24 protein-coding genes and 3 pseudogenes are annotated in these 22,638 nt (G+C 72.7%); 14 read left to right on the forward strand and 13 right to left on the reverse strand.

Annotated features, from left to right (window positions below):
* Positions 1 to 12: 12 nt before the first annotated feature.
* From IE182_RS05500 to IE182_RS05510, 3 genes are all read right to left on the reverse strand, one after another.
* Complete coding sequence (locus tag IE182_RS05500; protein WP_190108486.1) at positions 13 to 1,335, reverse strand: cytochrome P450; 1,323 nt, start codon at positions 1,333 to 1,335, stop codon at positions 13 to 15.
* A gap of 140 nt (positions 1,336 to 1,475) precedes the next feature.
* On the reverse strand, positions 1,476 to 2,678 hold the full coding sequence (locus IE182_RS05505; RefSeq protein ID WP_190108487.1) for a hypothetical protein: 1,203 nt from the start codon (positions 2,676 to 2,678) through the stop codon (positions 1,476 to 1,478).
* A 243-nt stretch (positions 2,679 to 2,921) separates the two neighbouring features.
* A complete protein-coding gene (locus IE182_RS05510; RefSeq protein WP_190108488.1) occupies positions 2,922 to 3,335 on the reverse strand; it encodes a hypothetical protein in 414 nt (137 codons plus the stop codon).
* Between the two features lie 101 nt (positions 3,336 to 3,436).
* On the opposite strand from IE182_RS05510, the gene sigJ reads away from it, so the two are divergent.
* Positions 3,437 to 4,357, forward strand: coding sequence for an RNA polymerase sigma factor SigJ (gene sigJ / locus IE182_RS05515; protein WP_190108489.1), 921 nt, complete (start codon positions 3,437 to 3,439; stop codon positions 4,355 to 4,357).
* Positions 4,358 to 4,450: 93 nt separating this feature from the next.
* On the opposite strand, the gene IE182_RS05520 is transcribed toward sigJ, so the two are convergent.
* Positions 4,451 to 5,341, reverse strand: coding sequence for a LysR family transcriptional regulator (locus tag IE182_RS05520; protein WP_190108490.1), 891 nt, complete (start codon positions 5,339 to 5,341; stop codon positions 4,451 to 4,453).
* 95 nt (positions 5,342 to 5,436) lie between these two features.
* Between IE182_RS05520 and IE182_RS05525 the strand changes: the two genes are divergently transcribed.
* Positions 5,437 to 6,315: a PhzF family phenazine biosynthesis isomerase gene (locus IE182_RS05525; RefSeq protein WP_190108491.1), complete on the forward strand. Its 879-nt coding sequence runs from the start codon at positions 5,437 to 5,439 to the stop codon at positions 6,313 to 6,315.
* Positions 6,316 to 6,402: 87 nt separating this feature from the next.
* Here the strand turns inward: IE182_RS05525 and IE182_RS05530 are convergent, their stop codons facing one another.
* From IE182_RS05530 to IE182_RS05545, 4 genes are all read right to left on the reverse strand, one after another.
* A complete protein-coding gene (locus IE182_RS05530) occupies positions 6,403 to 6,591 on the reverse strand; it encodes a hypothetical protein (RefSeq protein ID WP_190108492.1) in 189 nt (62 codons plus the stop codon).
* A 219-nt stretch (positions 6,592 to 6,810) separates the two neighbouring features.
* Complete coding sequence (locus IE182_RS05535; protein WP_190108493.1) at positions 6,811 to 7,842, reverse strand: methyltransferase; 1,032 nt, start codon at positions 7,840 to 7,842, stop codon at positions 6,811 to 6,813.
* A complete protein-coding gene (locus IE182_RS05540; protein ID WP_229844597.1) occupies positions 7,839 to 8,750 on the reverse strand; it encodes an NAD(P)-dependent oxidoreductase in 912 nt (303 codons plus the stop codon). The genes IE182_RS05535 and IE182_RS05540 overlap by 4 nt, the downstream gene beginning before the upstream one ends.
* 26 nt (positions 8,751 to 8,776) lie before the next feature.
* Positions 8,777 to 9,163 (reverse strand): SchA/CurD-like domain-containing protein, encoded by a 387-nt coding sequence (locus IE182_RS05545; protein ID WP_190108494.1) that lies wholly within the window; start codon positions 9,161 to 9,163, stop codon positions 8,777 to 8,779.
* A gap of 299 nt (positions 9,164 to 9,462) precedes the next feature.
* Here IE182_RS05545 and IE182_RS05550 point away from each other — a divergent pair, with 299 nt between their 5' ends.
* The 10 genes and pseudogenes from IE182_RS05550 (at position 9,463) to IE182_RS05595 (ending at position 17,229) form a co-directional block, all read left to right on the forward strand.
* Positions 9,463 to 10,755 (forward strand): cytochrome P450 family protein, encoded by a 1,293-nt coding sequence (locus tag IE182_RS05550; protein WP_229844598.1) that lies wholly within the window; start codon positions 9,463 to 9,465, stop codon positions 10,753 to 10,755.
* On the forward strand, positions 10,752 to 11,081 hold the full coding sequence (locus IE182_RS05555; protein ID WP_190108495.1) for a TcmI family type II polyketide cyclase: 330 nt from the start codon (positions 10,752 to 10,754) through the stop codon (positions 11,079 to 11,081). The genes IE182_RS05550 and IE182_RS05555 overlap by 4 nt, the downstream gene beginning before the upstream one ends.
* Before the next feature lie 179 nt (positions 11,082 to 11,260).
* Positions 11,261 to 11,668 carry a cupin domain-containing protein gene (locus tag IE182_RS05560; protein WP_229844599.1) on the forward strand — a complete coding sequence of 136 codons (408 nt, stop codon included), beginning with the start codon at positions 11,261 to 11,263 and terminating at the stop codon, positions 11,666 to 11,668.
* Positions 11,665 to 12,936, forward strand: coding sequence for a beta-ketoacyl-[acyl-carrier-protein] synthase family protein (locus IE182_RS05565; protein WP_190108496.1), 1,272 nt, complete (start codon positions 11,665 to 11,667; stop codon positions 12,934 to 12,936). The genes IE182_RS05560 and IE182_RS05565 overlap by 4 nt, the downstream gene beginning before the upstream one ends.
* The gene (locus IE182_RS05570) at positions 12,933 to 14,162 is read left to right on the forward strand and encodes a beta-ketoacyl synthase N-terminal-like domain-containing protein (RefSeq protein WP_190108497.1); all 1,230 of its coding nucleotides are present in this window, start codon (positions 12,933 to 12,935) and stop codon (positions 14,160 to 14,162) included. The genes IE182_RS05565 and IE182_RS05570 overlap by 4 nt, the downstream gene beginning before the upstream one ends.
* Positions 14,163 to 14,212: 50 nt before the next feature.
* Positions 14,213 to 14,467 (forward strand): acyl carrier protein, encoded by a 255-nt coding sequence (locus IE182_RS05575; RefSeq protein WP_190108498.1) that lies wholly within the window; start codon positions 14,213 to 14,215, stop codon positions 14,465 to 14,467.
* 5 nt (positions 14,468 to 14,472) lie between these two features.
* Positions 14,473 to 14,934: pseudogene (locus IE182_RS05580) on the forward strand (SRPBCC family protein); the annotation flags it as partial.
* A 33-nt stretch (positions 14,935 to 14,967) separates the two neighbouring features.
* Positions 14,968 to 15,666 (forward strand): annotated as a pseudogene (locus tag IE182_RS05585) (SDR family NAD(P)-dependent oxidoreductase); the annotation flags it as partial.
* Positions 15,666 to 16,292 (forward strand): antibiotic biosynthesis monooxygenase family protein, encoded by a 627-nt coding sequence (locus IE182_RS05590; RefSeq protein WP_190108499.1) that lies wholly within the window; start codon positions 15,666 to 15,668, stop codon positions 16,290 to 16,292. The pseudogene IE182_RS05585 and the gene IE182_RS05590, both read left to right, overlap by 1 nt.
* Positions 16,285 to 17,229: an NmrA/HSCARG family protein gene (locus tag IE182_RS05595; RefSeq protein ID WP_190108500.1), complete on the forward strand. Its 945-nt coding sequence runs from the start codon at positions 16,285 to 16,287 to the stop codon at positions 17,227 to 17,229. The genes IE182_RS05590 and IE182_RS05595 overlap by 8 nt, the downstream gene beginning before the upstream one ends.
* 13 nt (positions 17,230 to 17,242) lie before the next feature.
* Here IE182_RS05595 and IE182_RS05600 read toward each other — a convergent pair whose 3' ends face one another.
* On the reverse strand, positions 17,243 to 17,854 hold the full coding sequence (locus IE182_RS05600; RefSeq protein WP_190108501.1) for a TetR/AcrR family transcriptional regulator: 612 nt from the start codon (positions 17,852 to 17,854) through the stop codon (positions 17,243 to 17,245).
* 166 nt (positions 17,855 to 18,020) lie between these two features.
* On the opposite strand from IE182_RS05600, the gene IE182_RS05605 reads away from it, so the two are divergent.
* Positions 18,021 to 19,472, forward strand: a complete 1,452-nt coding sequence (locus IE182_RS05605) for an MFS transporter (RefSeq protein WP_190108502.1) — start codon at positions 18,021 to 18,023, stop codon at positions 19,470 to 19,472.
* Positions 19,473 to 19,517: 45 nt separating this feature from the next.
* On the opposite strand, the pseudogene IE182_RS31880 reads toward IE182_RS05605, so the two are convergent.
* From IE182_RS31880 to IE182_RS32705, 4 genes and pseudogenes are all read right to left on the reverse strand, one after another.
* Positions 19,518 to 20,270: pseudogene (locus IE182_RS31880) on the reverse strand (response regulator transcription factor); the annotation flags it as partial.
* A gap of 333 nt (positions 20,271 to 20,603) precedes the next feature.
* Complete coding sequence (locus IE182_RS05610; protein WP_190108503.1) at positions 20,604 to 20,783, reverse strand: hypothetical protein; 180 nt, start codon at positions 20,781 to 20,783, stop codon at positions 20,604 to 20,606.
* A gap of 5 nt (positions 20,784 to 20,788) precedes the next feature.
* Positions 20,789 to 20,971: a hypothetical protein gene (locus IE182_RS05615; RefSeq protein ID WP_190108504.1), complete on the reverse strand. Its 183-nt coding sequence runs from the start codon at positions 20,969 to 20,971 to the stop codon at positions 20,789 to 20,791.
* A complete protein-coding gene (locus IE182_RS32705) occupies positions 20,968 to 21,912 on the reverse strand; it encodes an eCIS core domain-containing protein (RefSeq protein WP_190108505.1) in 945 nt (314 codons plus the stop codon). Before IE182_RS32705 ends, IE182_RS05615 begins: the two co-directional genes overlap by 4 nt.
* A 138-nt stretch (positions 21,913 to 22,050) precedes the next feature.
* On the opposite strand from IE182_RS32705, the gene IE182_RS05625 reads away from it, so the two are divergent.
* Positions 22,051 to 22,629, forward strand: a complete 579-nt coding sequence (locus tag IE182_RS05625; protein WP_190108506.1) for a hypothetical protein — start codon at positions 22,051 to 22,053, stop codon at positions 22,627 to 22,629.
* Positions 22,630 to 22,638 lie beyond the last annotated feature (9 nt).

A 22,638-nucleotide genomic window follows, 5' to 3' on the forward strand; every position in this document is an offset into this window, starting at 1 on the left:
GTCTCCAGGGACCTACCCAGGGCGTCGCGGGCTCACCGTCATGCGGATGCCGTCGGCCGCCCAGAGCACGAACCGTTCGATGGGGAGCACCTCGTGTCCCGGAGCCGGCCGGAACCGGAAGCGTTTGAGCAGCACGGCCAGCACCAGCTCGGCCTCCACCATGGCCAGGCCGGCGCCCTCGCAGCTGCGCGGCCCCAGCCCGAAGGGGATGTAGGCCAGCTTCGGCCGCCCGGCCGCCGCTTCCGGGGTGAAGCGCTCGGGCAGAAACGTGTGCGGCTGGGGCCAGTAGGCGGGGTTCATGTGTACGGCCCAGATCGGATAGAAGATCGTTGCTCCGGCCGGGATCTCGTAGCCGCCCAGGGCGAGGGCCTCGGTCGTCTCCCGCGCGCCGTAGGGGCCGGGCGGGTAGAGCCGCATCGATTCCTTGAGAACCATCTCCAGGTACGTCAGTCGCCGCAGATCGGTGTACCCGGGCGCCGCGTGGTCACCAAGTACGCGGTCCAGTTCGCCGGCGACGCGTTCGGCGACGTCGGGATGCCGACCCAGCAGGTGCAGGGCCCACGAGACGGCCACCCCGGTCGTGTGGTGGGCGGCCAGCATCGTCACCATGACGGTGTCGCGGATCCGTGCCGGGTCCTCTCCGGCCTCGACGAGCGCCCCGATCAGATCGCTCCTGTCCGTACGACCGCCGGATCGATGTGCCGCCACCACCCGGTCGACCGTCGCGCGCAGATGGCCCAGGGCCTCCTGCGCCCGCCCGGTGTGCTCCTCCGGTGGACGGGTGTCCCGCTCTTGATAGAGCCGGCCCAGGTGTTCGGTGAGCACTTCCTCGAAAGCGGCGACAACGACGCCGGGGTCGGCGACCTGGCCTCCCAGCGCGTACTCGCAGATCATTCGCAAGGACAGCGCGGTGAGATCCTTCTGCAGCTCCACGGGCTCACCGCCGCACTGTCCGGCCCAGCGGTCCGCCAGCTCGGTCGCCAGCGCGGTGAACCGCGCGAAGTGCCGCTCGTGGGAAGGGCGCCCAGCCAGCACCGACAGCAGCAGACGCCGCCATGGGGCGTGCTCACCGGCCGGCATCACCTGCAGGTTCCCCGTTTCGAACAAGGGAGCCAGGAACTCGAACAGTCTCTCCGGGCGCTTGCCGAGGTGCGCCGTGGCCTCCAGCAGCACGGGATCCGCCACCGACACAGCGAAGTCCGCGCCCGGAAGCTGGAACCGCACGACGGGTCCGTACTCGGCGTGCAGCCGCAACTGGTAGGTGTGCAGCCCGCCCGCTGCCGCTACAGCGCCGACCCCACCGTCCGCCCGGGCCTCGGGACCAGGAATGTTCATGGCCGCCCCTCCTCGCCGGATAACCAGCACTGCACCATGCGTACCATCGACCAGCACAGGTGAGGGGATCCGTGCCGGCCATCGACGGTCACACGGGGCGGATCCAGCCGCCGAAGGCCGCGGCGTGGGCCGGACGCGCCTCAGGTCCGAACCACTGGCTGGGCTGCCGGTCCGGCGCGATCGTCATGTGACGTGCGCTCCTGTGCCGGCCTTTTCCGGGGTGTCAGGAAAGGCAGCCCGAGAACCGGAAGCAGCCAAATGGGCAGAACAAGCCGGGCGTACTGGCCGTAGACGGGATGTGCGATCACGCTGAGGAGACCGGTGAGCGCGGCCGCCGTGGCAAGGACGGCGACGGTGGCGTCGACGCGCCAGAGGGCGGCGAGCGACAGGCCGCACAGGGCAACGGGCAGGAAGGCCGCGGTCTGACTGTGCCAGGGCAGGTAGGACCAGAGTGCGGCGTTGAGCCTGACCAATTGGTGAACGGGATCGGCGACGTCCGGTTGTTTGAAGTGGTCGGTGAAGGTGTCCTGCATGGTGCTCGCGGCCTCCGGCCACCCCATCAGGCGGGCTCCGACGGTGATTCCCACGAGCCCGGCGAGGGAAGCCACCGCGAGTGCGACGGTTCCCGCATGGCGAGAGCCGCGCCGCCCCAGGCACACCAGCGAAGCCGCCAGCAAGACCGCGCAGAGGAAGGTGAACGACGAGTACCGGACGAAGCAGCCCAACGCGAGAGCGGCACACAGCGTGACGAGCCCCGGCAGCAGGGAGCGGCGGCAGGCGAGCAGGACCGCGCCGGTCAAAGCCGCCAGGGTGATGGTGACGGCAGGGCCGTCGGTGAGCCGCTGCACGCCCAGTCCGCCGGTGGGCAGGGCGAAGAAGAGGATCTCGCCGATCCAGGCGGCCCCGACACCGCCGCCGGCGAGCCGGATCAGGACGATCACCAGCGCGCCTCCCGCCAGGGTGAACGCGAGGGAGACGACCCACAGCGCCGCCCATACCCCGGTGAGGGGCGCGACCAGCGAGGCGAGGAAGGGATAGCCGGGCCGGGCGTAGAAGATCTCCTTGTACCGCTCGGTCGTACCGTCGTGGCGGGTCAACCAGTCCATGCAGCCGCTGTAGACCTTGGGGTCGGGCTTCGCGTCGACGGCGCCCTCGACCCGGCGGGAGGCGGTGTCGTTGCCGGAGCGCGATCGGCACCAGTCCGCGGCCGCCCGGCGGACCGCTTCGTCGGGACCGGCGCCCGTCGCGCTGTGGGCCTGAACCGTGTAGCGATAGACGTCGTTGTCCGCCGGGGGAAGCGTATTGCTGTGGTAGCCGAGCACCTGGAAGACCGCGAACACCACCGCGATGAGGAGTCCTCCGGCCGCGAGCCTGCGTGTCACCGCACGGGCGCTTCCCCTGGGGTGAGCGGGCGGCGCCCCCCTCATGAGGAGCGCCTGCGCGGAATACACCTCATGTGCTCTGTTTAGCCCACACTCGCCCCTTCCGCGACCCGAGCCCCGCCGGGGCTCCCGTCAGCGCCGGCTCCTCGGCCAGGCCCGGAACGGGGTGGACGCGCGCCCGTCTCTGCCGACCGGCGACGGCGCCTACGGCTCGGCCCGGCTGATCGGGCTCCTCGGACACCTCATCGCACGGGCCAGCGCCAGCACGCTCAGACCGAACATCAAGACGCCCAGGGGGACATGGACCGACGGGACGTGTGCGATGCCGAGCACCACCTGGATCGAGGCGAGTACGAGGAAACCCGACGCGTGCCAGACAGGCCGGGGCGAGCCGCCGCCCGGCTTCCACGCCAGCACCGCCGCGAGCACGTACAGCATCGACGCCCCGTACATCACCCGGGCTCCGGCACTGTGCAGCGTCTCTCCGTAGGACGAGGTCAGCAGCAGTCCGGCAGAGACCGCCTGAAGGAAGATGGTCAGGGTCTGCAGGACGATCGCGATCTGCAGGAACGAGGAGCTGCGCTGTGCCTTCGCCGTCTTCGTCGTCTGAGTGGCCATGCCACAGTCCCCTTTTCCGCCCTCGGGCAGTAGGTCGATAAGGTCTCACCAGTCCGACGACGCGGGCCTGCGAAAGGTAAGGCGAGAGGGCGGCCGAAAGCATGGGGACTGCCGGAACCAGCACGGATGGGATAGCCGGTGAGCGACGCCACCTGATCAATGTGGCTTACCGGTTGCTCGGTTCGGTGACCGAGGCCGAGGACGCCGTGCAGGATGCCTTTGCGCGCTGGTACGGGCTGCCACGAGGCCGGCAGGAGGAGATCCTGTCCCCCGGCGCCTGGCTGACGACGGTGACCGGTCGCATCTGCCTGGACCTGCTCCGCTCGGCGCGGGCCCGCCGTGAACGCTATGTCGGCGCGTGGCTGCCCGAGCCGCTGCCCGACCGCACCGAGTGGGACCACGCGGGCAGCGCCAACCCCACCGGCCCTGCGGACCCCGCCGATCAGATCGTCCTGGACGAGTCGGTGACCATGGCCTTCCTCGTCGTCCTGGAGTCGATGACGCCCGCCGAGCGGGTGGCGTTCGTCCTGCACGACGTCTTCCGGTACCCGTTCACCGAGATCGCCGACGTCCTCGGACGGACCCCCGCGGCCTGCAAACAGCTGGCGGCCTCCGCCCGGCGGCGGGTGAGCGTGGCGCGCGCTCCGGTGACGGCGACCGGTCAGGCCGGGGTGGTGAAGCACGTCAAAGAGGCATGGGAGGCCAAGGACATCGCAGCCCTCGTCGGTCTCCTCGACCCGGCCGCCGTGATGACCGCCGACGGCGGCGGCAAGGTCGGCACCGTCCTGCGCCCCGTCGAGGGCGGCGCGCGCATCGCCCAGTACATGGTCGCCATGGCCGACAAGGCTCCGGGGCTCGAACTCCTGGAACGGTCGGTCAACGGTGTACCGGGCCTGGTGGCCCAGCGTGCCGGCGTCGTCATGACCGTAGCCTCGTTCGACGTCTGCGACGGGCGCGTCACCCGGATCTGGGCGGTCCGCAACCCGGAGAAGCTCCGGCCGTGGCACGACATGGCCGGCTAGCCCTCGCCCGGCAGAGCCGGAGCCGTGGCGGGTACCGGACGTCACGCCCTGCCCGTCCGCCTCCGCCCCCGGCGGCAGTCCCCATACCCGCCGTCACCCGGCCGCCAGGTGCCGCTTGAGCTCGTCGGTCACCGCCCGCACTCCGGGCGAGGCCCAGCGTCGGCGGTGCCGTGCCAGCTGGACGGGGACGTCGGGGATCGGCGGGCCCGGTACGACGTCCAGCCGGCCGGCGTGCAGCGCGTCCTCGACGGTGGCGCGGGGCAGCAGGGTGAGGCCGAGCCCGGCCGCCACGCACGAACGAGCCGCCTCGATGCTGCCGAAGCGCGTCAGCCGCGTCCGGGAACCCGGAACCGCCAGCAGGCGGTCGGCGAGCCGGTCGCTGTAGGAGCAGCCCTGTTCGTGGAGGAAGAAGGACTCCCCCGCGAGTTCCTCCCAGGTGACCGGCTCCGTCCGCTGCACGAAAGGATGCCGGGGAGCGCAGACGAGGACCAACGGTTCGTCCACGAGGTGTTCGACGTCGATGTCGGGAGCGTCGACGCCGTCTTCCAGCAGCAGTGCGACGTCCAGCCGGCCGGCGCGCAGGCCGTCCAGAGCCTCGGCGGTTCCCGCGGGCCACAGGTCGACTTCGAGACCGGGGTGGAGCCGGCGCAGGGCGGCGATGACACCGGGCAGCCGGGCCGAGCAGAGCGTCTCGCCCGCTCCGACGACGACCCGGCCGACGGGCGGCCCGTCGGCGGCGGCCGCCGCGCGCAGCCGTGACTCCGCGTCCAGCACGCTCTCCGCCTCGCCCAGCAGGCGCCTGCCGGCCTCGGTGACCGCCACGCCCCGAGGCAGCCGGTCGAAGAGCCGGGTGCCCAGCTCCTTCTCCAGGGCCTGGACTTGGGCTGTGACCGTCGACTGGGCGAGGTGCAGCTCGGCGGCCGTCGCGGTGAAGCTCCGGGTTCTGACGACGGTGGTGAAGGTGCGCAGGAGTCGGGTGTCCACGTGGCACAGCATAGGAGAAGCCATCGGATGCATAGATACCTCACATCAGAATCCATCACTTGTGCCGATTCCTTTCGGTGAGGGAGAGTTGGGCCATGACCACCGATGTCCTCACCCCTGATTCCGCCACCGAGGTTCTGCGCTACGCCGCCTTCACCGCCGACCCCGCGGGCGGGAACCCCGCAGGTGTCGTCCTCGACGCCGCCCGGCTCGACGAAGCCGCGATGCTGGAGATCGCCGCCCGCGTGGGTTACTCCGAAACCGCCTTCGTCACCGAGGCCGACGCGGCGGCGCGGCGCTTTCGGCTCCGGTTCTTCAGCCCCCTGGCCGAGGTCGCGTTCTGCGGTCACGCCACCGTCGCCACCGCGGTGGCCCTCGCCGAACGCCTCGGCCCCGGCGAGCTGACGTTCGACACGGAGGTGGGCGAGATCCCGGTGGCGACGTCCACCGACGGGCAGGGTGCGGTCCGGGCCACCCTCACCAGCGCGCCCACCCGCTCCCTGCCGGCCGGGGACGCCGAACTGGACGCGGCACTCGCCGCCCTGGGCTGGGCCCGTGCGGACCTCGACCCGGCGCTGCCACCGCACGTCGCCTACGGCGGAAACGAGCACCTCGTCGTGGCCGTGGCCTCCCGCGCGCGACTGACCGATCTCTCCTACGACTTCGACGCCTTGGCCGACCTCATGCGGTCCCGGGGGTGGACCACCGTGCAACTGGTCCACCGGGAGAACGAGCAGCTCTTCCACGCCCGCGATCCCTTCCCGGTGGGCGGCGTCGTGGAAGATCCGGCCACCGGGGCGGCGGCCGCCGCGCTGGGCGGCTACCTGCGGGCGACCGGCCAGATCCGCCGGCCCATGACGATCCGTATCCGCCAGGGCGAGGACATGGGCCGCCCCAGCGACCTCGTCGTCGACGTGGACCCCGCCGACGCCCGTGTACGGGTCTCCGGCCGGGCGGTCACCCTGCCCCGGTAGCGGGCGTCGGTAGCGAGCCCCGGCAGCGGGCGTCGGCCGCCCACCTGCCGTCCGACGCTGTTCCGAAGCCCAACGCTCGCCCCTCCGCTAGTCACCGTCGCCGGTGGTCCGGTTCCGGTTCCGGCTCTTGCCGGAGCGGCGCACCAGCTCGCCGGCAGCAAGGGTGACGGTGGCCACGACGCGGACCCAGCGAGGGCCGCCACGCTCCGCCCACACCACGCATGTGCACCCACCGACAGCGAGTGCCAGGAGGCCGAGCAGCACCAAAACGGTCATGGTTGTCCCAACCCCTGCATTCATCCGTAAGGTCCAGGTGATCCTCTCAGGCAGGGAAGGGCTGTCGCCAGCCGCGGTCAGGCTTCTGCAGCGGCTTGATCCCGGCACGGGTTCGGCCCTCGGTCCGGAGCTGTTCGGGTCCGGGGACTCCTTCCATGTCTCCTTCGCCGAAAGGAGTCCCCCACCGGGTGATCGACGAGTTTGCTCCCGGTCACAGCACTAGACGGCAGGCGGCTTCCGTGCCGTCAGGACCGTGTCGCCGCTGGCCGGGACGACGCTCATGGCGATGTCCTCGAAACCGGCCGCAACGGCCCACTCCCGGCACGCGCTCCGTGTGTACTCCGAGCCGGTCGGGGTCATCATCAGCATGTTCAGGCTGAGCACCAGCTGGGGCGCGGTCGTCCGCCCGTCGTCGATCATCGGGTCGTACACCAGCAGGTACCCGCCGGGACGCAACGCCTCGTACGCGCGGGCGACGAGCAGCGCGCGTTCCGGGGCGCCCCAGTTGTGCAGGACGTGGCCGATCACGACGCAGTCGCAGGCGGGCAGCGGATCGCGGAAGAAGTCACCCGCCCGGAAGGCGGTGCCGCCGGTCGTGCCCAGCCGCCGCATGTGTTCGTCGAACAGCGGCTCCAGCTGCGGCAGGTCGAACACCGTGGCGGTCAGGTGCGGGTGCGCCCGGAGGAGCCCGGCGGCCGCCGTGCCCCGGGCTCCGCCGAGGTCCACCACGTGCTTGACGTCCTGCCACGGCAGCAGGCGGGGCAGTTCACGCAGGACGGAGCTGCCGGCGCCGTCCATCGCGTCGTGGAACCAGCGGGCCCGCTCGGAGTGGTACTCCTCGCCGAAGATCTCGTCCTGACCCGGGGTGCCGGAGCGGGGCCTGCCGTCCCGCAGCGCCTCGGCCAGGTGCAGCCAGCGCGGGTAGAGGTCCTCGGACTGGAGCCGGACCAGGTCGCCCAGGTAGCGGGGCCTGCCCCGGACGAGGTACTCGGTGGCGGCCGGCCCGTTGCGGTAGCGGTCGCCGTCGCGTTCCAGCAGCCCGAGCACGGTGAGCAGGTCGAGGAAGTCGGCGGCGCCGCGCGGGTGGAGCCCGCAGCGGGCGTGCAGCTCCTGTGCCGTGAGGCTCCCGGCGTCGAGCACGGTGAACAGGTCCAGCTCGACGGCCGCGTGCAGGGCACGGGCCCGGCTGAAGGCGGTGGCGATGGCCATGATGCCCGCCGGTCCTGCCGGCGGTGCGGGGTGGGTGGTCACGAGGGCTCCCGGGGGACGCGCGGGACGAGGGTGCCGTCGCCCCGCTGCTGTTCGAGGACGGCCGCCGCGTCCAGCTCGCCGCGCCCGTCCCGGCCCATGTCCGCGAACCGGCTCGCCGCGACGTCCAGCAGCGGCGCGCGGACCCCGGCGTCCCGGGTCTCCTCCGCCATCATCCTCAGGTCCTTGGCCATGAGGGCGGTGCGGAAGGCGGGCGGGTCGTAGGTGCCGTCGCACATCAGGCGGCAGCGGAAGGACAGGACGGGAGAGGAGTAGCCGCTCTCGGCGATGGCGGTGAGCATCGTGGCGGGGTCGATGCCCACGCGCTCCGCGTAGTGCACGGCCTCGGCGACCGCGACGAGCTGGGCGCCCAGCAGCGAGTTGAACGCCAGCTTCACCGCCGCCGCCTCTCCGGTGCCGCCGAGCCGCAGCAGCGATTTCGACAGCAGGCCGAGGATCTCCTGGGCCCGCCGCACGTCTTCGGGTTCGCCGGCGACGAGGATGCGCAGCTGACCGGTGCGGGCATGCTCGGCGTTGCCGATCAGGCACGCCTCCACGCGGTGCACGCCCCGCTCCCGCAGCCGCCGGCCCGACGAGCGGGCGTAGGGCGGCGAGACGGTCGAGGTGTCGATCACGTACGTGCCCGGCTTCATGGCCTCGGCCGCTCCGCCCGGGCCGAAGAGCACGGACTCCTCCGCCTCGTCGTCGCTCAGGGCGAGCAGGACGGTCCGGTGGTCGGCCACCGCCGCCGCGGGAGTGGGGGCCACGGTCGCGGAGCGGTCGCCGGAGGTCACGCGGGCCTTGCCGGCGGTGCGGTTGCTCACGGTGACCGCGTACCCCTGGGACAGGAGCCGTTCCGCCATGGCCGATCCCATGACGCCGGTTCCCAGACAGGCGATGCTCTTCTCCACCGCTGTGTTCTCCTTCCCCGGCCCGGTCACAGCGGCCGGTCCGCGTACCGGACCTGGAGGCACCGCATGGTGCTGTCGAGGAAGAACTGCCGGAAGCCCTCCGGGCTCTCGGTGGGCCGGGGCTTCTCCAGGTACGGGTCGAGGAGCGCCTCGACCTTCTGCACGGCCGGCTGGGTCGCCATGTGCCGCATGAGGGCCTCCGGTTCGCCCTCGTACTGCACGACGCGCACGATCTGGTTGCCCCGCATGAAGATGGCGGTGGCCAGCAGCCGGCCTGCCGGGCTGCCGTCGGGCCGGGTGATCTCGAAGGAGTCGGGCCGGCCGCCGGCCCGCAGGATCTCCGCCACCTCCTCCTCGGTGCCGGGCTTCACGTTCCAGGTCACCGCCGCGAATTTCGGGCTCGCATCCGTCATGGAAATCCTCGATTCCGGTACGGGATCGGCACGTTCCGGTGTGCCGTGGAAGGAAAATCCTGGCCAACCCTGCCGGGGGCCCGGCGGGCCGGTCAAGGATTTCCCTGCGAATTACTCGACCGGGTAGGGCGGTTATCCGCGGGGATATTCCGCTGCGCCCGTGCGGACCTTGCGGACTATCCGGTCGGTGTCTTGAAGCGCCGCCGGGCGGCCGAATACCTTGCCCGGGTCGAGGCGTGCACCGGACACCGCCCGGACGCCTTCGCCGGCGGTCCGGGCACCGAACCCGAGGGAGCACCGTGAGCCAGACCGACGTCCCCGAATCCGGAATGTTCACACCCGAATTCGACGCGGACCCCTACTCCGTCTATGCGCCGCTGCGGGAGAAGTCCCCGGTGACCTGTGTGAAGCGGCCGGACGGCACCGAAGTGTGGTGGATCACGCGGCACAAGGAGGCCCGCGAGGCGCTGGCCGACGACCGGCTGAGCAAGGACATGCGGCAGGCGGGCGACCTGTACCTGGCGGTCTTCGGGGAGACCGAGGAGTCCGCCATGGCGCTGGACCAGAACATGATCAACTGTGACCCGCCCGACCACACCCGGCTGCGCCGCCTGGTCGCCAAAGCCTTCACGGCCCCGCGCGTCGAGCGGCTGCGGCCCCGCATCGAGGAGCTGGTGGACGAGCTGCTCGACGGCCTGGACCCGCACGGCCGCACCGACTTGCTCCAGGAGTTCGCCTACCCGCTGACCGTCTCCGTCATCTGCGAGCTGCTGGGCATCCCGGCCGAGGACCGCGGCAGGCTCCGCGAATGGAGCTCCAAGCTGGGCGCGGCCGGCTTCACCGAGGAGGGCCGGGAGGCGGCCGGCGCGGCGCAGAAGCAGCTCAACGCCTACCTGCGCGCGCTGATCGCCCGGCGCCGGGACGAGCCCGCCGACAAACTGGACGAGCCCGCCGACGGACTGCTGGACGCACTGATCGCCGTGCGGGACGAGGGAGACTCGCTCACCGAGGACGAACTCGTCTCCACCGTCTTCCTGCTGATGTTCGCGGGCCACGAGAGCACCGCACTCCAGATAGCCAACAGCATGCTCACCCTGCTCCGGGAACCCGGGCGGTACCGGACCCTGCGCGAACACCCGGAAAAGGTCGACGCGGTGATGGAGGAATGCCTCCGCTACGACGGATCCGCCGAAGTGGCCACCTTCCGTTTCGCCCGGGAGGACATCGAGATCGGGGATGTCACCATTCCGCGCGGGTCCATGGTCACCATTGTCATCGCGGCGGCCAACCGTGACCCCCGGCAGTTCTCCGACCCCGAGGTCTTCGATGCCGAACGCGGCCATTCCGGTCACCTCTCCTTCGGCCACGGACGGCATTACTGCATCGGCGCCTCGCTGGCCCGGCTGGAGATACGGGCGGCCCTGAACGGAATTCTCCGCAGGTTCCCCACGCCCGCGCTCGACGTGACGTGGGACGAACTCCGCTTCCTGCCCGGCGGGGTGGCCTTCCGCGGCCTGCGCAGCCTGCCGGTCCTGCTGTCACCCCCGGCGCCCTCCGGCCCGGGACGAGACAGCGCGGAGGTACCGGCATGACGCATCGCACCCTGATCGTGGCCCGGATGGACCCCCGCGACGAGCCGTCCGTCCGGGACCTGTTCGCCCAGTCGGACCGGGGGCCGCTGCCGGACCTCGTGGGCGTCCTGCGCCGCGACCTGTTCTCGTACCACGGGCTGTACTTCCACCTGCTGGAGACGCGCGAGGACGTCGGCGCGCGGCTGGACCGGGCGCGCGCCACGGAGGAGTTCGCCGCGCTCAACGAGCGGCTGGCCCGCCACATCACGCCCTACCTGCCGGACTGGAAGGAGCCCCGGGACGCGATGGCGCACCACTTCTACCACTACGCGCCACCCTCCACGTGACCGCCCACCGCTTCCCGCCCGCATACCGCCGGGCGCCCCGCGCCACGGGCCGGCCCCTCCTGGCCGACATGGCCTCGGCCGCCGAACTGCTGGCGACGATCTTCCGCTGCGCCCCGCCCCGGGCGGGGCCCCAGCTCCCGGGCGATCCGGCCCCCACCACGCACCGAAGGAGAAGCACCGTGACGGACAGTCCCCCGGCCGCCTGTGTGATCAGCGCCTCGGAGGTGCCGGCGAACCGCCGCCGCGGCGGTGACCTGCGCACGGTCCTGTCGCCCGGCACCGTCGGATCCACCTCCGGCTTCATGGGGGTGCTCAGCCTCGCGCCGGGCGAGGCCGTCACCGAGCACTACCACCCCTACTCCGAGGAGTTCGTCCACCTGGTGCGCGGCACCGTGCGGTTCCGCCTGGACGACGTGCCGCACACGGTGGTCGCCGGACACGGGGTGTTCATCCCCATCGGCGTCCGGCACCGGCTGGAGAACGCCGGGGACACCGACGCCTTCCTCGTCTTCCACCTGTCGCCGCTGGCCCCCCGTCCCGAGCTGGGCCACGTGGACACCGAGCCGGCCCCCGGGGTGACCGGGTGAGGCGGCGACTGGCGGCCGTCACCGGCATCGGGGTCGTCGCCCCCGGCGGAGTCGGCACGAAGGACTTCTGGGAACTGATCACCTCGGGCCGGACCGCGACCCGCGGCATCACGCACTTCGACGCGTCGGGATTCCGGTCGAGGATCGCGGCCGAGGCGGACTTCGTGCCGGAGGACGTCGGCCTCGGCCCGTACGAGCGCACGCGCCTCGACCGGGCCGCCCAGTTCGCCCTCGCCTGCGCGCGGGAGGCCCTCGACGACGCCGGCCTCGCCCCGGGCCAACTGCCCCCGGAGCGGATGACGGTGAGCGTGGGCACGGCCGTGGGGGCCACCTGCACGCTGGAGGAGCAGTACGTGCGCGTCAGCTCGCGCGGTGAGCGGTGGGCCGTCGACCCGGCCCGGGCGGTGTCCTTCCTCTACGACGCGCTCGTACCCGGCTCCTTCGCCGCCGAGGTGGCCCGGTACGCGGGCGCCGAGGGGCCCGCCGCCGTGATCTCCACCGGCTGCACCTCCGGGCTCGACGCCGTCGCCCACGCCGCCGCCCTCATCGAGGACGGCACGGCCGACGCCGCGGTGACCGGGGCCACCGAGGCACCCATCTCGCCGATCACCGTGGCCTGCTTCGACGCCATCCGGGCCACCTCGGCCGGCAACGACAGCCCCGCGACCGCCTCCCGGCCCTTCGACCGGGAGCGGGACGGCTTCGTGCTCGGCGAGGGCGCGGCCTTCTTCGTCCTGGAGGAGCTCGCACACGCCCGGGCCCGGGGCGTCGTGCCGTACTGCGTGATCGCCGGCCGGGCCGGCCGGGCCAACGCCTTCCACATGACCGGCCTGCGACCCGACGGGGAGGAGATGGCCGAGGCCATCCGCGTGGCGCTGCGGCAGTCCGGGCTGGCCCCGGAGGCCGTCGACTACGTCAACGCCCACGGCTCGGGCACCCGGCAGAACGACCGGCATGAGACGGCGGCCTTCAAGAAGTCGCTGGGCGAGCACGCGTACCGGGTGCCGGTCAGCTCGATCAAGTCCATGATCGGGCACTCGCTCGGCGCGATCGGCGCCATCGAGATCGCGGCCTGCGCCCTGACCATCACGCACGACCTCGTCCCGCCGACGGCCAACCTCCGCACCCCCGACCCGGAGTGCGACCTGGACTACGTCCCGCTCACCGCCCGCCGCCGGCGGGTGGACACCGCGCTGTGCGTGGGCAGCGGGTTCGGCGGGTTCCAGAGCGCCATGGTCCTGGCCACCCCGGAGGCACTGGCGGCATGAGCACGAGCACCGTCGACACCACCGACGACGCCCCCGTCTTCACCGGCATCGGCGTCGTCGCGCCCAACGGCACGGGCACCGAGGAGTACTGGCGGGCCACCCTGGAGGGCAGGAGCGGCCTCGGACCGCTCACCGGGTTCGACACCGACGGCTACGACCTGCACGTCGCCGGACACGTCACCGGCTTCGACGCCACGCCCCACCTGCCCGCCCGGGTCCTGGCCGAGACCGACCGGTGGACCCGGATGGGCCTGGTCGCCGCCGGGTGGGCCCTCGCCGACGCGCACGCCGGGGCGGCCGGCTGGGACCCGTACGAGGTCTGCGTCATGACGGCCAGCTCCTCCGGCGGCAACGAACTGGGCCAGCGGGAGATCCAGAAGCTGTGGCACCAGGGCCCCGGCCAGGTGTCCGTCTACCAGTCCATCGGATGGTTCTACGCGGCCACCACCGGCCAGGCGTCGATCCGGCACGGCTTCAAGGGATCCTGCTCGGTGCTCGTGGCCGAGCAGGCCGGCGGCCTCGACGCCCTGGCGCAGGCCCGGCGCGCGCTGCGGGAGGGGCACCGCGCGGTGCTCACCGGCGGCACCGAGGCGCCGCTGTCCCCGTACGCCGTCACCTGCCAGCTCCCGACGGGCACGCTGTCACCGGCACGGGACCCGGCACGCGCCTACCTCCCCTTCGACGAGCGGGCCGCCGGCTGGGTGCCCGGCGAGGGCGGGGCGATGTTCGTACTGGAGCACCCGCGTGCGGCGGGGGAACGCGGGGCGCCCCACCGGTACGGCAGGCTGGCGGGCCACGCCGCGGGGTTCGCGCCGGACGGCGCCGGCCGCCGCGTGCTGGACAGGGTGGTGCGCCTGGCCCTCGACGACGCGGGGCTGCCCCCGGCGCACGTCGACGCGGTGTTCGCCGACGCGAGCGCCCGGCCCGGGGCCGACGCCGACGAGTCGCGGGTACTCGCCGATGTCTTCGGGCCCCACGGCGTCCCCGTCACGGCGCCCAAGACCATGACCGGCCGGCTCTACGCCGGAGGCGCGGCCCTGGACGTGGCCGCCGCCCTGCTCGCGCTGCGCGACCAGGTCCTGCCGCCCACCGCAGGGGTACGGCGGCCGGCCGCGCACCACCGCCTCGACCTGGTCCTGCGGACCCGGCCGGCACGGCTGCGGAACGTCCTCGTCCTGGCCCGCGGAGAGGGGGGTTTCGTCTCGGCCTGCGTGCTGTCGCGCTGACACAGGAAGCGGAAAGAACGCCCAAGAACACGGAAGGACCCCTTGACGCCATGGCGACACCGATCACTCTCGACGAACTGCTGCGGGTGCTGGCCACCTGCGGCGCGGAACTGCAGGAGGCCGGCGACGACGCGGGCGACGCGCCCTTCGAGGAGCTGGGGCTGGACTCCCTGGCACTGCTGGAGGTCGAGGCGGTCCTGCGCAACGGCCACGGGACCGAGCTGCCGGACGGTTTCCTCGGCCGGGTGCACACGCCCAACGAATTCGTCCGCGAGCTCGACGCCCTCTCCCAGGAGGTCTCGTGACCACCGTGGGCCACACCCTCAACAGCGTCGTCATCGACGCCCCCATGGACCTCGTCTGGCGGATGACCAACGACCTGGAGTCGTGGACCTGGCTGTTCAGCGAGTACGAGAGCGTCGAGATCCTCGAACGCGACGGCGCGACCGTGCGGTTCCGGCTGACCATGCGCCCCGACGAGAACGGCACCCGCTGGTCGTGGGTGTCCGAGCGGACGACCGACGAGGTGTCCCGCACGGTACGGGCCCGGCGCGTGGAGACCGGCCCGTTCGCCCACATGGACATCCACTGGACGTACGAGCAGACCGGCTCCGGAGTGCGCATGACCTGGCGCCAGGACTTCGCCATGAAGCCCGGCGCCCCCCTGGACGACGAGGCGATGACACGCCGCATCAACACCAACACCACCGTCCAGATGGACCGCATCCGCGACCGCGTCGAGGGCATGGCCCGTGCGCTGCCGCGGGCCCCGCTGCCGCTGCGGGGGCGCCGGATCCTGGTGACCGGGGGCACCCGCGGCATCGGGCGGGCCGTGACCCTGGCCGCCGCGCGGGCGGGCGCCCGGGTGGTGGCCGCGTACCACAGCGACGCCCGCGCGGCCTCGACGCTCGCCGAGGAGCTCGGCCCCGGTGACCCGGTCCCGCACACGGTACGGGGCGACACCGCCGACCCCGCAGCCGTCGACGAGATGGCCGCCGTGTGCCGCGACCGGCTCGGCGGGCTCGACGGCGTCGTGGTCAGCGCAGGGGTGATCAGCCACCACCCCTACGGCCGGCTGCCGCTGGAGGAGTGGCAGCGCGTGCTGGCCACCAACCTCACCGGCGCCCACCTGGTGCTGCAGAAGACCCTCCCGCTGCTCACCGACGGGGCGTCCCTCGTCGTCGTCGGCTCCGCGGTGGCCACCGCCGGCATGCCGTACGGCGCGCACTACACCGCCGCCAAGGCCGGGCTGAGCGGCCTCGTCCGCAGCCTCTGCAAGGAACTCGGCCCCCAGGGCCACCGGGTCAACCTCGTCGCGCCCGGCCTGATCGAGACCGACATGGCCTCCGGCATGACACCCGAGAAACGCAAGCACTACGAGCAGCTCACCTCGCTGGGCCGGCTGGGCGACCCCGCGGAGGTGGCCGGCCCCGTGCTCTTCCTCCTCAGCGACGCCGCGCGCTACGTCAGCGGCACCACACTCCTCGTCAACGGAGGCATCTGATGGGACACTCCGTGCAGCCCGCCACCTTCCGTGCCGTCGTCTCCCTGCAACTGCGCCCCGGCACCGCGCCGGAGTTCGAGCAGACGTGGTCGAGGATCGCCGCCGACGTCCGCACCCAGCCGGCCAACCGCGGACAGTGGCTGGTGGCCGACACCGGCGACCCGGAGCGCTACGAGATCGTGAGCGACTGGCAGGACGAGGAGTCCTTCCGCGCGTTCGAGCGCAGCGAGGCCCACCAGGGCCACCGGAGCCTGCTCGCGCCGTACCGCAAGGACGTCTCCATGCGTACCTACGTCGTCCGCAGGACTGTGGCACCCGTGGCGCGGCCCGCCGACGCCGAGGTGTACGTGCTGGTCCCGGCGAGCGCCGAGCACGCCGAGGACGTACTGGGCACCTACCGGGGCATCAGCGGCGAACTGGCGGGCACGCCGGGGCTGGCGTTCAACGCCCTGCTGCGGGACGTCGACGACCCGCGGCGTTACGCCGTGCTGAGCCGGTGGAGCGGGCTGGAGGCCCTGCGGGCGTTCGAGACCGACGGCCGCCACGACGCCACCGCGCCGTTGCGCCGGCACCGGGACGACGCGGCGCCGGCACGCACCTTCGAGGTCGTGGACTCCCATGGGTGACCGGGGACCCGGCGCCGGCCCGGTGGAGGATCCCGTCGTCCTGGTGACCGGGGCGACGGGGCGTCAGGGGGGCGCCGTCACCAAGGCGCTGCGCCGGGCCGGCCACCGGGTGCGGGGCATGACCCGGTCGCCGGAGGGGGCGCGCGCCACGTACCTGGCCTCGCGCGGGGTGGAGGTGGTGCGCGGTGACCTGACCGATCCCGCGTCGGTGGCGGCCGCGGCGAAGGGGTGCGCGGCCGCGTTCCTGGTCACCGGCCTGGACGGGGGCCCGGAGCAGGAGGTACGGGCGGGGCTGGCCGCGCTGGAGGGAATCCTGGCGGCGGGGCGGGCGCACACGGTGCTGGCCTCGGTGGCGTCCTGCGACCGCGACACCGGCGTCCCGCACTTCGACAGCAAGTGGCGGCTGGAGGAGGCGCTCCGGTCGAGCGGTCTGCCGTTCACGGTCGTGGCCCCGGTGTTCTTCATGGAGAACCCCAGGCCGTCGCTCGCGGCCACCGGCGGCCGGGTCCTGGCCTCGCCGCTGCCGCCGGACCGGCCGCTGCAGCAGGTCTGCCTGGAGGACATCGGGCAGTTCGTGCGGTGGGTCGTGGAGCATCCCGCGTCGTCGCTGGGGCGGCGGTTCGAGATCGCCGGTGACGAGCTCACCGGGGAGCGGGCGGCCGAGGTGCTCGGCCGGGTGACCGGTCGGCCCGTCACCTACCGGCCGCTGGAGCCGGACCCGCGGATGCTGGGCGCCGACATCGCCGCGATGTTCCGGTGGCTGGCGAACGAGGGCTACGGAGTGGACGTGCCGGGGCTGCACCGGCGCGTCCCGGAGGTGGGCTGGCACTCCTTCGAGGAGTGGGCCCGGGGCCGGGAGTGGCCGGGGGACGCGGGGCCGGGCGGGCCGGGCGGGCCGGGCGGGCCGGGCGGGCCGGGCGGGCCGGGCGGGCCCTAGCCGGCGGCGGCGCTCAGCGGGGGGAGATCAGCGGCATGAGGACCTCGTCCACGATCCGCTCGATCTCCTCCCGCGAGATGACGGCGTCCTCGCTGGCCAGGTGGTGGAGGACGAGGGCGGGGCCGGTCCGGGCGACGAGGGGTGAGGACGTGCCCGGGCGTGCCTGGCCCCGGGCGACGGCGCGGTCGAGCACCTCGGCGATGAGTTCGGTGCGCGGCCGCAGCACTTTCTCGCGGACCATGCGGACGAACTCGGGGTCCTGCCGGGTCCCGGCCAGCAGCATGCGCACGGCGGAACCCGTGGGGGTGGTCGTCGAGGCGGCCATGCGCTGGAGCAGATCGACCAGGTCGTCGCGGACCGAACCGGTGTCGGGGGCCTTGCCGGGGTCGCCCGCGAAGTGCCGCAGCGCGTCCAGCACGAGGTCGTCCTTGCCGGCCCAGCGCCGGTAGAGGACGGCCTTGCCGGTCTGCGCGGCCGCGGCCACGCCCTCCATCGTCACGCCCTGGTAGCCGTGCTCGTACAGCTGGCCGACGACGGCCTCGAAGATGGCCGCCTGGAGTTCGGCGCCGTACCGCCGTATCTGCCGTCCGGTCCCGGCGGCCGTCCGGCCGGTGCTGGCTGACATCACTCGCTCACCTCTCGCGGACGGGCGCCCGGGGCTGCCGGGCCGTCGGGGCTCCGGGCCCTTGAAGCACGGAAAAGACTAACGGCGGAACACAAGAGACGGTACCGTTCCCTGAGGAGACGCGTGCGTCTCTTACGTTCCGCTGGAGGTCCTGGAGGTCCCCCGAATGACGTCCGTATCCCGGCCCCCCGTCGAGAGCGCCCCCGAGGCGTCCCGGCGGCACCGGCCCGGTATCGCCCTGCTGCTGATCGCCACCGCGCAGATCATGGTCGTGCTGGACGCGACGATCGTGAACATCGCGCTGCCGAGCATGCAAGCCGCCCTGGACATGGACACCGTCGGCCTGTCCTGGGTGGTGAACGCCTACACCCTGGCGTTCGGCGGGCTCCTGCTGCTCGGTGGCCGCACCGGTGACGTGCTCGGCCGCCGGCGGGTGTTCATCGCCGCGTGCACGCTGTTCGTCCTGGCCTCCCTGCTGTGCGGCCTCGCGCCCTCCGTCGGCTGGCTGATCGCCGCCCGCGCCCTGCAGGGTGCCTGTGCGGCCGGCATCTCGCCCACCGCACTGGCGATGATCAGCTCCAACTTCGAGGAGGGCGAGGCGCGCAACAAGGCGCTGGGCACGTTCGCGGCCGTCTCCGGCGCGGGTGCCGCGGTGGGCCTGCTGGCCGGCGGCCTCCTCACCTCGTGGCTGTCGTGGCGCTGGGTCTTCTTCGTCAACATCCCCATCGGCGCGGCCGTCGCCCTGCTCGCGCCGCTGTTCCTGCGCGGCTCCGCGCCGCAGCGCCAGTCCTTCGACGTGGCCGGCGCGCTGACCTCGGCCCTGGGGGTGACGGCGCTGGTCTACGGGCTGGCGACCACCGAGTCGGACACCGGGTCCTCCTCCTGGGCCGCGCCGGTCGCGTTCGTCGCCGCCGCGGTGCTGCTCCCGGCGTTCGTGCTGCTGGAGCGGCGCCGGCGGCACCCGCTCACCCCGGTGGGCCTGTTCACCGTGCGCGACCGGGCGGGGGCGCTGGTCATCATGGCCTGTACGGGTGCGTCGGTGATCGGGTTCTTCTTCTTCCTGACGCAGTTCGTGCAGGAGGTGCTGGAGTACAGCGCGTTGCGGGCCGGGTTCGCCTTCTTCCCCGTGGCCATGGCGATCGGCATCGTCGCGCAGGTGTCCTCGGCGTTCATCCGGAGGACGGGGCCGCGGCCGTTCCTCATCGCGGGTGCCCTGCTGTCGACCGTCAGCTTCCTGTGGCTCTCCCAGGTCTCCCTGTCCTCCGGCTACCTGACGGGCGTGTTCGGGCCGGGCGTGATCTTCGGTGCCTCCATGGGCTGCCTGTTCCCGCCGCTGACCGTCCTGGCCCTGTCCCGGGTACCGGGACAGGACGCGGGGGCGGCGTCGGGCGTGCTCAACGTCACCCAGCAGGTGGGCGGTTCGCTGGGGCTGGCGGGCCTGGTCGCCGTGTTCACGGCCGTGACCGGAGGGGTGCACGGGCCGGCCGAGCTAGTTCAGGGCATGGACCGGGTGGGCCTGGTGGCCGTGGCACTCAGCCTCACGTCCCTCGTCGTCGCCCTCTTCGTGGTCACCATGAAGCCGGCCGACGTCGACGAGGCCGCCCTGACCGCCCTTTGAGGAGTTCGACGAGACCGTCAGGTGGCGGTCGGCGAAGACGCCCGCCTCCACGCGGTTGCGGGCACCGATCTTCCGCATGGCTTGCGAGAGGTACTTCTTCACACTGGCCTCGGAGACGTGCATGGCTTCCGCGATCTCGGCGTTGCCCAGCCCCCGGGGCAGATGGGCCAGGGCGGTCCGCTCCTGGGGGGTCAGCCCGGTGACGGAGACCGGCGGCGGGGCCGGGCGACCGGCCCCGTGCCGGTCGACGGGGGCGGCCGGGTAGACGGCGACGCCCCCGCCACCCACGAGGGAGACGGCATGAACGAGCACCGTCGCCGGCGCGCAGGAGGCGAGCAGACCGCGCACGGCCGGGCAGCACCGGTGCAGCGTCGGGGCGGCCACCCCGGCGGAGTGCAGCAGAACGAGCCCCAGCCGCTCGGCGAGTTCGGAGATCCCCGGCTCCAGGAAGGCGGCGGCGGCCTGCGGGCTCATACGGCTGACGTTCAGCACCACCACATCGGGGCGCAGGGTCTCGGCCATGCCGGGGAGGGCGCGGCTCGTGGCGGAGTCCCCGACCACGGACAGCCCGGGGGCCGACCGCAGGATGGAGACGAGTCCGGACCTGGATATGTGCTCCTCGTCGATGACGATCACTTTCATTCCCGTTCCCCCGTGACTGTGCTGTCGTGACGGTGCTGTCGTGACGGTTCGGTCGACATGCGGGTGACGTGCGGGCGATGTCAACCTACATATCCTCAAACGCAGTCCGTAAGTGATCGGGAGTGGCGCAATTCGGCCAATATTTGTACTGATCATGGAATATGATCATTGGCCCTTTGTCATCCCCCCTGCCCCGGGGTGACCGTGTGCCGGAAGTGGAACGCGTGGCCCGGACGGCAGAGCCGCCCCGGGCGCGGACCACGTTTCGGCCACGGTGAGGTGCACGGCTTCGGTGCGTCACGGAAGTGGCCGGTCCCCGCCTTGTCCGACGCAGCGCGGCGGACTCGGCCGTTCCCCGGCGCGGCCGGGCCGGGGCGGGGCTGCTACTGGCCGAAGGGGTCCTGCGGCCCCCACCCCACGTCCACGAACCGCTTGCCGATCCGCCGGTATCCGGGCGAGCGTGTCCCGGCGCGGGCCGAAGAGCAGGGTCTATTGCCTGATCTCAAGGTCCCGGGCCGGGAAGGCGTCGTCGTCCCGCTGCGCGCTGGCCTCGTTGTAGACCTCGGCGAGCACGGCGGGCATCCCCGCGTAGTTCATCGCCCGCAGCACCCGGTCGCGCAGCCCCGCCCAGTCGATGGCGCTGTCGTCGACCGCCGACTGACCGGACATCCGCTTCAGCTCGGCCCGGGCGGCCGTGATCCGGCGGGAGTTCGACCGCCGTGGCGGCTACCTGTGCCATCCACGTGCCGCGGATCCTCGTACTGGTCGGAGTCCTTCGCCTTGTCCGTGCTCTGGTTGAGGTTCTTGGGGTCGTGGGTGGAATTGATCTGCTGCTCGCTGACCGCGTGGCCGGTCACCTGCCGGTAGGTCTCCAGGGGGGACGAGGAAGGACCGCACCAGTGACGTGGTCTGCGCCGTGGGTGCGCCGGAGCCGCTCGGAGGCCGCGCGGTTCTTCTGGCCCTGATAGGTGCGCATGCAGTGCATCGACCGCCGGGGACGGCCCATGTTGAGCCAGGCGGAACCCTCTTGGTTGCGGAAGTCGACGGCCCCGTCGCCCTGCTGGTGCACGTCCTTGTGACGGCCGGCACTCATGACCGGCGCGAAGACCGTCTGGTAGACGCGGACACAGGTCTCGCCGCCGTGCTCCTCGACGTCGATGTCGCCGCGATTGGTGAGGGAGGTCCTGCCGCCCGCCTCCACGGCGTAGCTGGCTTCCTGGTGGATCACCCTCTGTACGGTGAAGGAGGTGGCGTGCCGACCGGACGGGACCGCCGCGTCGATGGTCCCGCCGAGTGGCGGTGTCGGCCCGCTCGTCGCCCGGAGCGCGTTCTCCTCGGCGGCGCGTTCGTCGCGGTCGTGCGGATGGCCGATCCGGAGCCCCGCCCCGTTGTCGGTGCCGACGACCGGGCCCTGCCGCTGCTGGACGACGGGGGTGAGCTCGTGGGCGAGGGTGTGCTCGTCCACCGGGCCGTCCCCGATGACGACGTGGTCGCCGGAGGTGTAGGCACGGGCGCCCAGTTCGGCGGCGGAGCGCCTGGCGGTGGCGTCGGAGTGCAGCCGCACGTCGGAGAAGTCGGCGCCGAGGCGGGCCTCCATCTCCGACCGCAGCCGATCGGCGAGGGGGCGTCCCGGGGAAGCGAGGGCCTGTTGGACGTGGCGGGCGACGGCCGCGTTCCCGGCGGCGCGCTGCCGGGCGAGGAGGCCATCCGGCGACAGCGGCGGCGAGACCGGGACGGCGCGTGCCGCAGCCTTCTTCTCGATGGGACCGGCGTCACTGGCAGGGCGGTGCGCACGCATGGCGGGACTCTCTCCGTGTGGCCTTCCTTCGGGATGTGCGCGGAAGGTGTGCCGGACGGCCGCCCCGCCGTGTTGGTGCGGCTTCCGCCCGGGGCAGAGTAGAGGGAGCCGCACCCGCCCCCATGGGAGGACGTCGTCATGTTCGCCTTTGCGCAAGGCCCGCAGCAGACTCCCGCGTCCAAGGCACCGGCGGCCGCCGCGGGACCGAAGACGGTGCGGGAGGCCGTCCTGCGGAAGGCCCTCTCGCCTTCCCCGGAGGAGCGGCGCCTGCTGAGCGGCAGGATCTGCTTCGACTCCGTCGCGTACGCGCTGCGTCTGGCGGGAGTCGTCAGCCCGGCGGCGTACGAGGCGTGGCCGCACGACGTGGCGGGAGCGCTGCGGAATCTCGTGAGCCCCCGGGATGCGAAGACCCGTTCGCCCGCCATTCCCGCCGGGTACGTGGTGGGTGTCTTCCGCAGGCTCACGGCGGACGGGCCGCCGGACCTGTGCCATGTGATGCTGTCGCTGGGGAACGGCCTGGCCGTCGGGTCCAACAACGGCTGCCTGGGCGGGCGTCCCGACTGGTCGGTGCACGTGGTGCGGGACCTCCTCGACTGGCCGGAGGACGGCGGGCGTCCGCCCCGGATGCGCGGGGAGAACGGCCCCGAGTGGGCCCTGGAGAGGCACGTGTTCTGCCGGCCGGTGGAGGAGGCGGTGGCGCGGTTCGCCGCCGGGTGAGGGCGGCGG

This window comes from Streptomyces cinnamoneus, assembly GCF_014650495.1.
GTDB lineage: Bacteria > Actinomycetota > Actinomycetes > Streptomycetales > Streptomycetaceae > Streptomyces > Streptomyces cinnamoneus.

Bases quoted from the DNA above. Each gene is read 5' to 3' on its own strand.
- IE182_RS05545 (WP_190108494.1), bottom strand. From the start codon at position 9,163: ATGACGGATGCGAGCCCGAAATTCGCGGCGGTGACCTGGAACGTGAAG.
- IE182_RS05605 (WP_190108502.1), top strand. From the start codon at position 18,021: ATGACGTCCGTATCCCGGCCCCCCGTCGAGAGCGCCCCCGAGGCGTCC.
- IE182_RS05500 (WP_190108486.1), bottom strand. From the start codon at position 1,335: ATGAACATTCCTGGTCCCGAGGCCCGGGCGGACGGTGGGGTCGGCGCT.
- IE182_RS05595 (WP_190108500.1), top strand. From the start codon at position 16,285: ATGGGTGACCGGGGACCCGGCGCCGGCCCGGTGGAGGATCCCGTCGTC.
- sigJ (WP_190108489.1), top strand. From the start codon at position 3,437: ATGGGGACTGCCGGAACCAGCACGGATGGGATAGCCGGTGAGCGACGC.
- IE182_RS05575 (WP_190108498.1), top strand. From the start codon at position 14,213: ATGGCGACACCGATCACTCTCGACGAACTGCTGCGGGTGCTGGCCACC.
- IE182_RS05570 (WP_190108497.1), top strand. From the start codon at position 12,933: ATGAGCACGAGCACCGTCGACACCACCGACGACGCCCCCGTCTTCACC.
- IE182_RS05555 (WP_190108495.1), top strand. From the start codon at position 10,752: ATGACGCATCGCACCCTGATCGTGGCCCGGATGGACCCCCGCGACGAG.
- IE182_RS05530 (WP_190108492.1), bottom strand. From the start codon at position 6,591: ATGACCGTTTTGGTGCTGCTCGGCCTCCTGGCACTCGCTGTCGGTGGG.
- IE182_RS05625 (WP_190108506.1), top strand. From the start codon at position 22,051: ATGTTCGCCTTTGCGCAAGGCCCGCAGCAGACTCCCGCGTCCAAGGCA.
- IE182_RS05525 (WP_190108491.1), top strand. From the start codon at position 5,437: ATGACCACCGATGTCCTCACCCCTGATTCCGCCACCGAGGTTCTGCGC.
- IE182_RS32705 (WP_190108505.1), bottom strand. From the start codon at position 21,912: ATGCGTGCGCACCGCCCTGCCAGTGACGCCGGTCCCATCGAGAAGAAG.
- IE182_RS05590 (WP_190108499.1), top strand. From the start codon at position 15,666: ATGGGACACTCCGTGCAGCCCGCCACCTTCCGTGCCGTCGTCTCCCTG.
- IE182_RS05610 (WP_190108503.1), bottom strand. From the start codon at position 20,783: ATGTCCGGTCAGTCGGCGGTCGACGACAGCGCCATCGACTGGGCGGGG.
- IE182_RS05600 (WP_190108501.1), bottom strand. From the start codon at position 17,854: ATGTCAGCCAGCACCGGCCGGACGGCCGCCGGGACCGGACGGCAGATA.
- IE182_RS05510 (WP_190108488.1), bottom strand. From the start codon at position 3,335: ATGGCCACTCAGACGACGAAGACGGCGAAGGCACAGCGCAGCTCCTCG.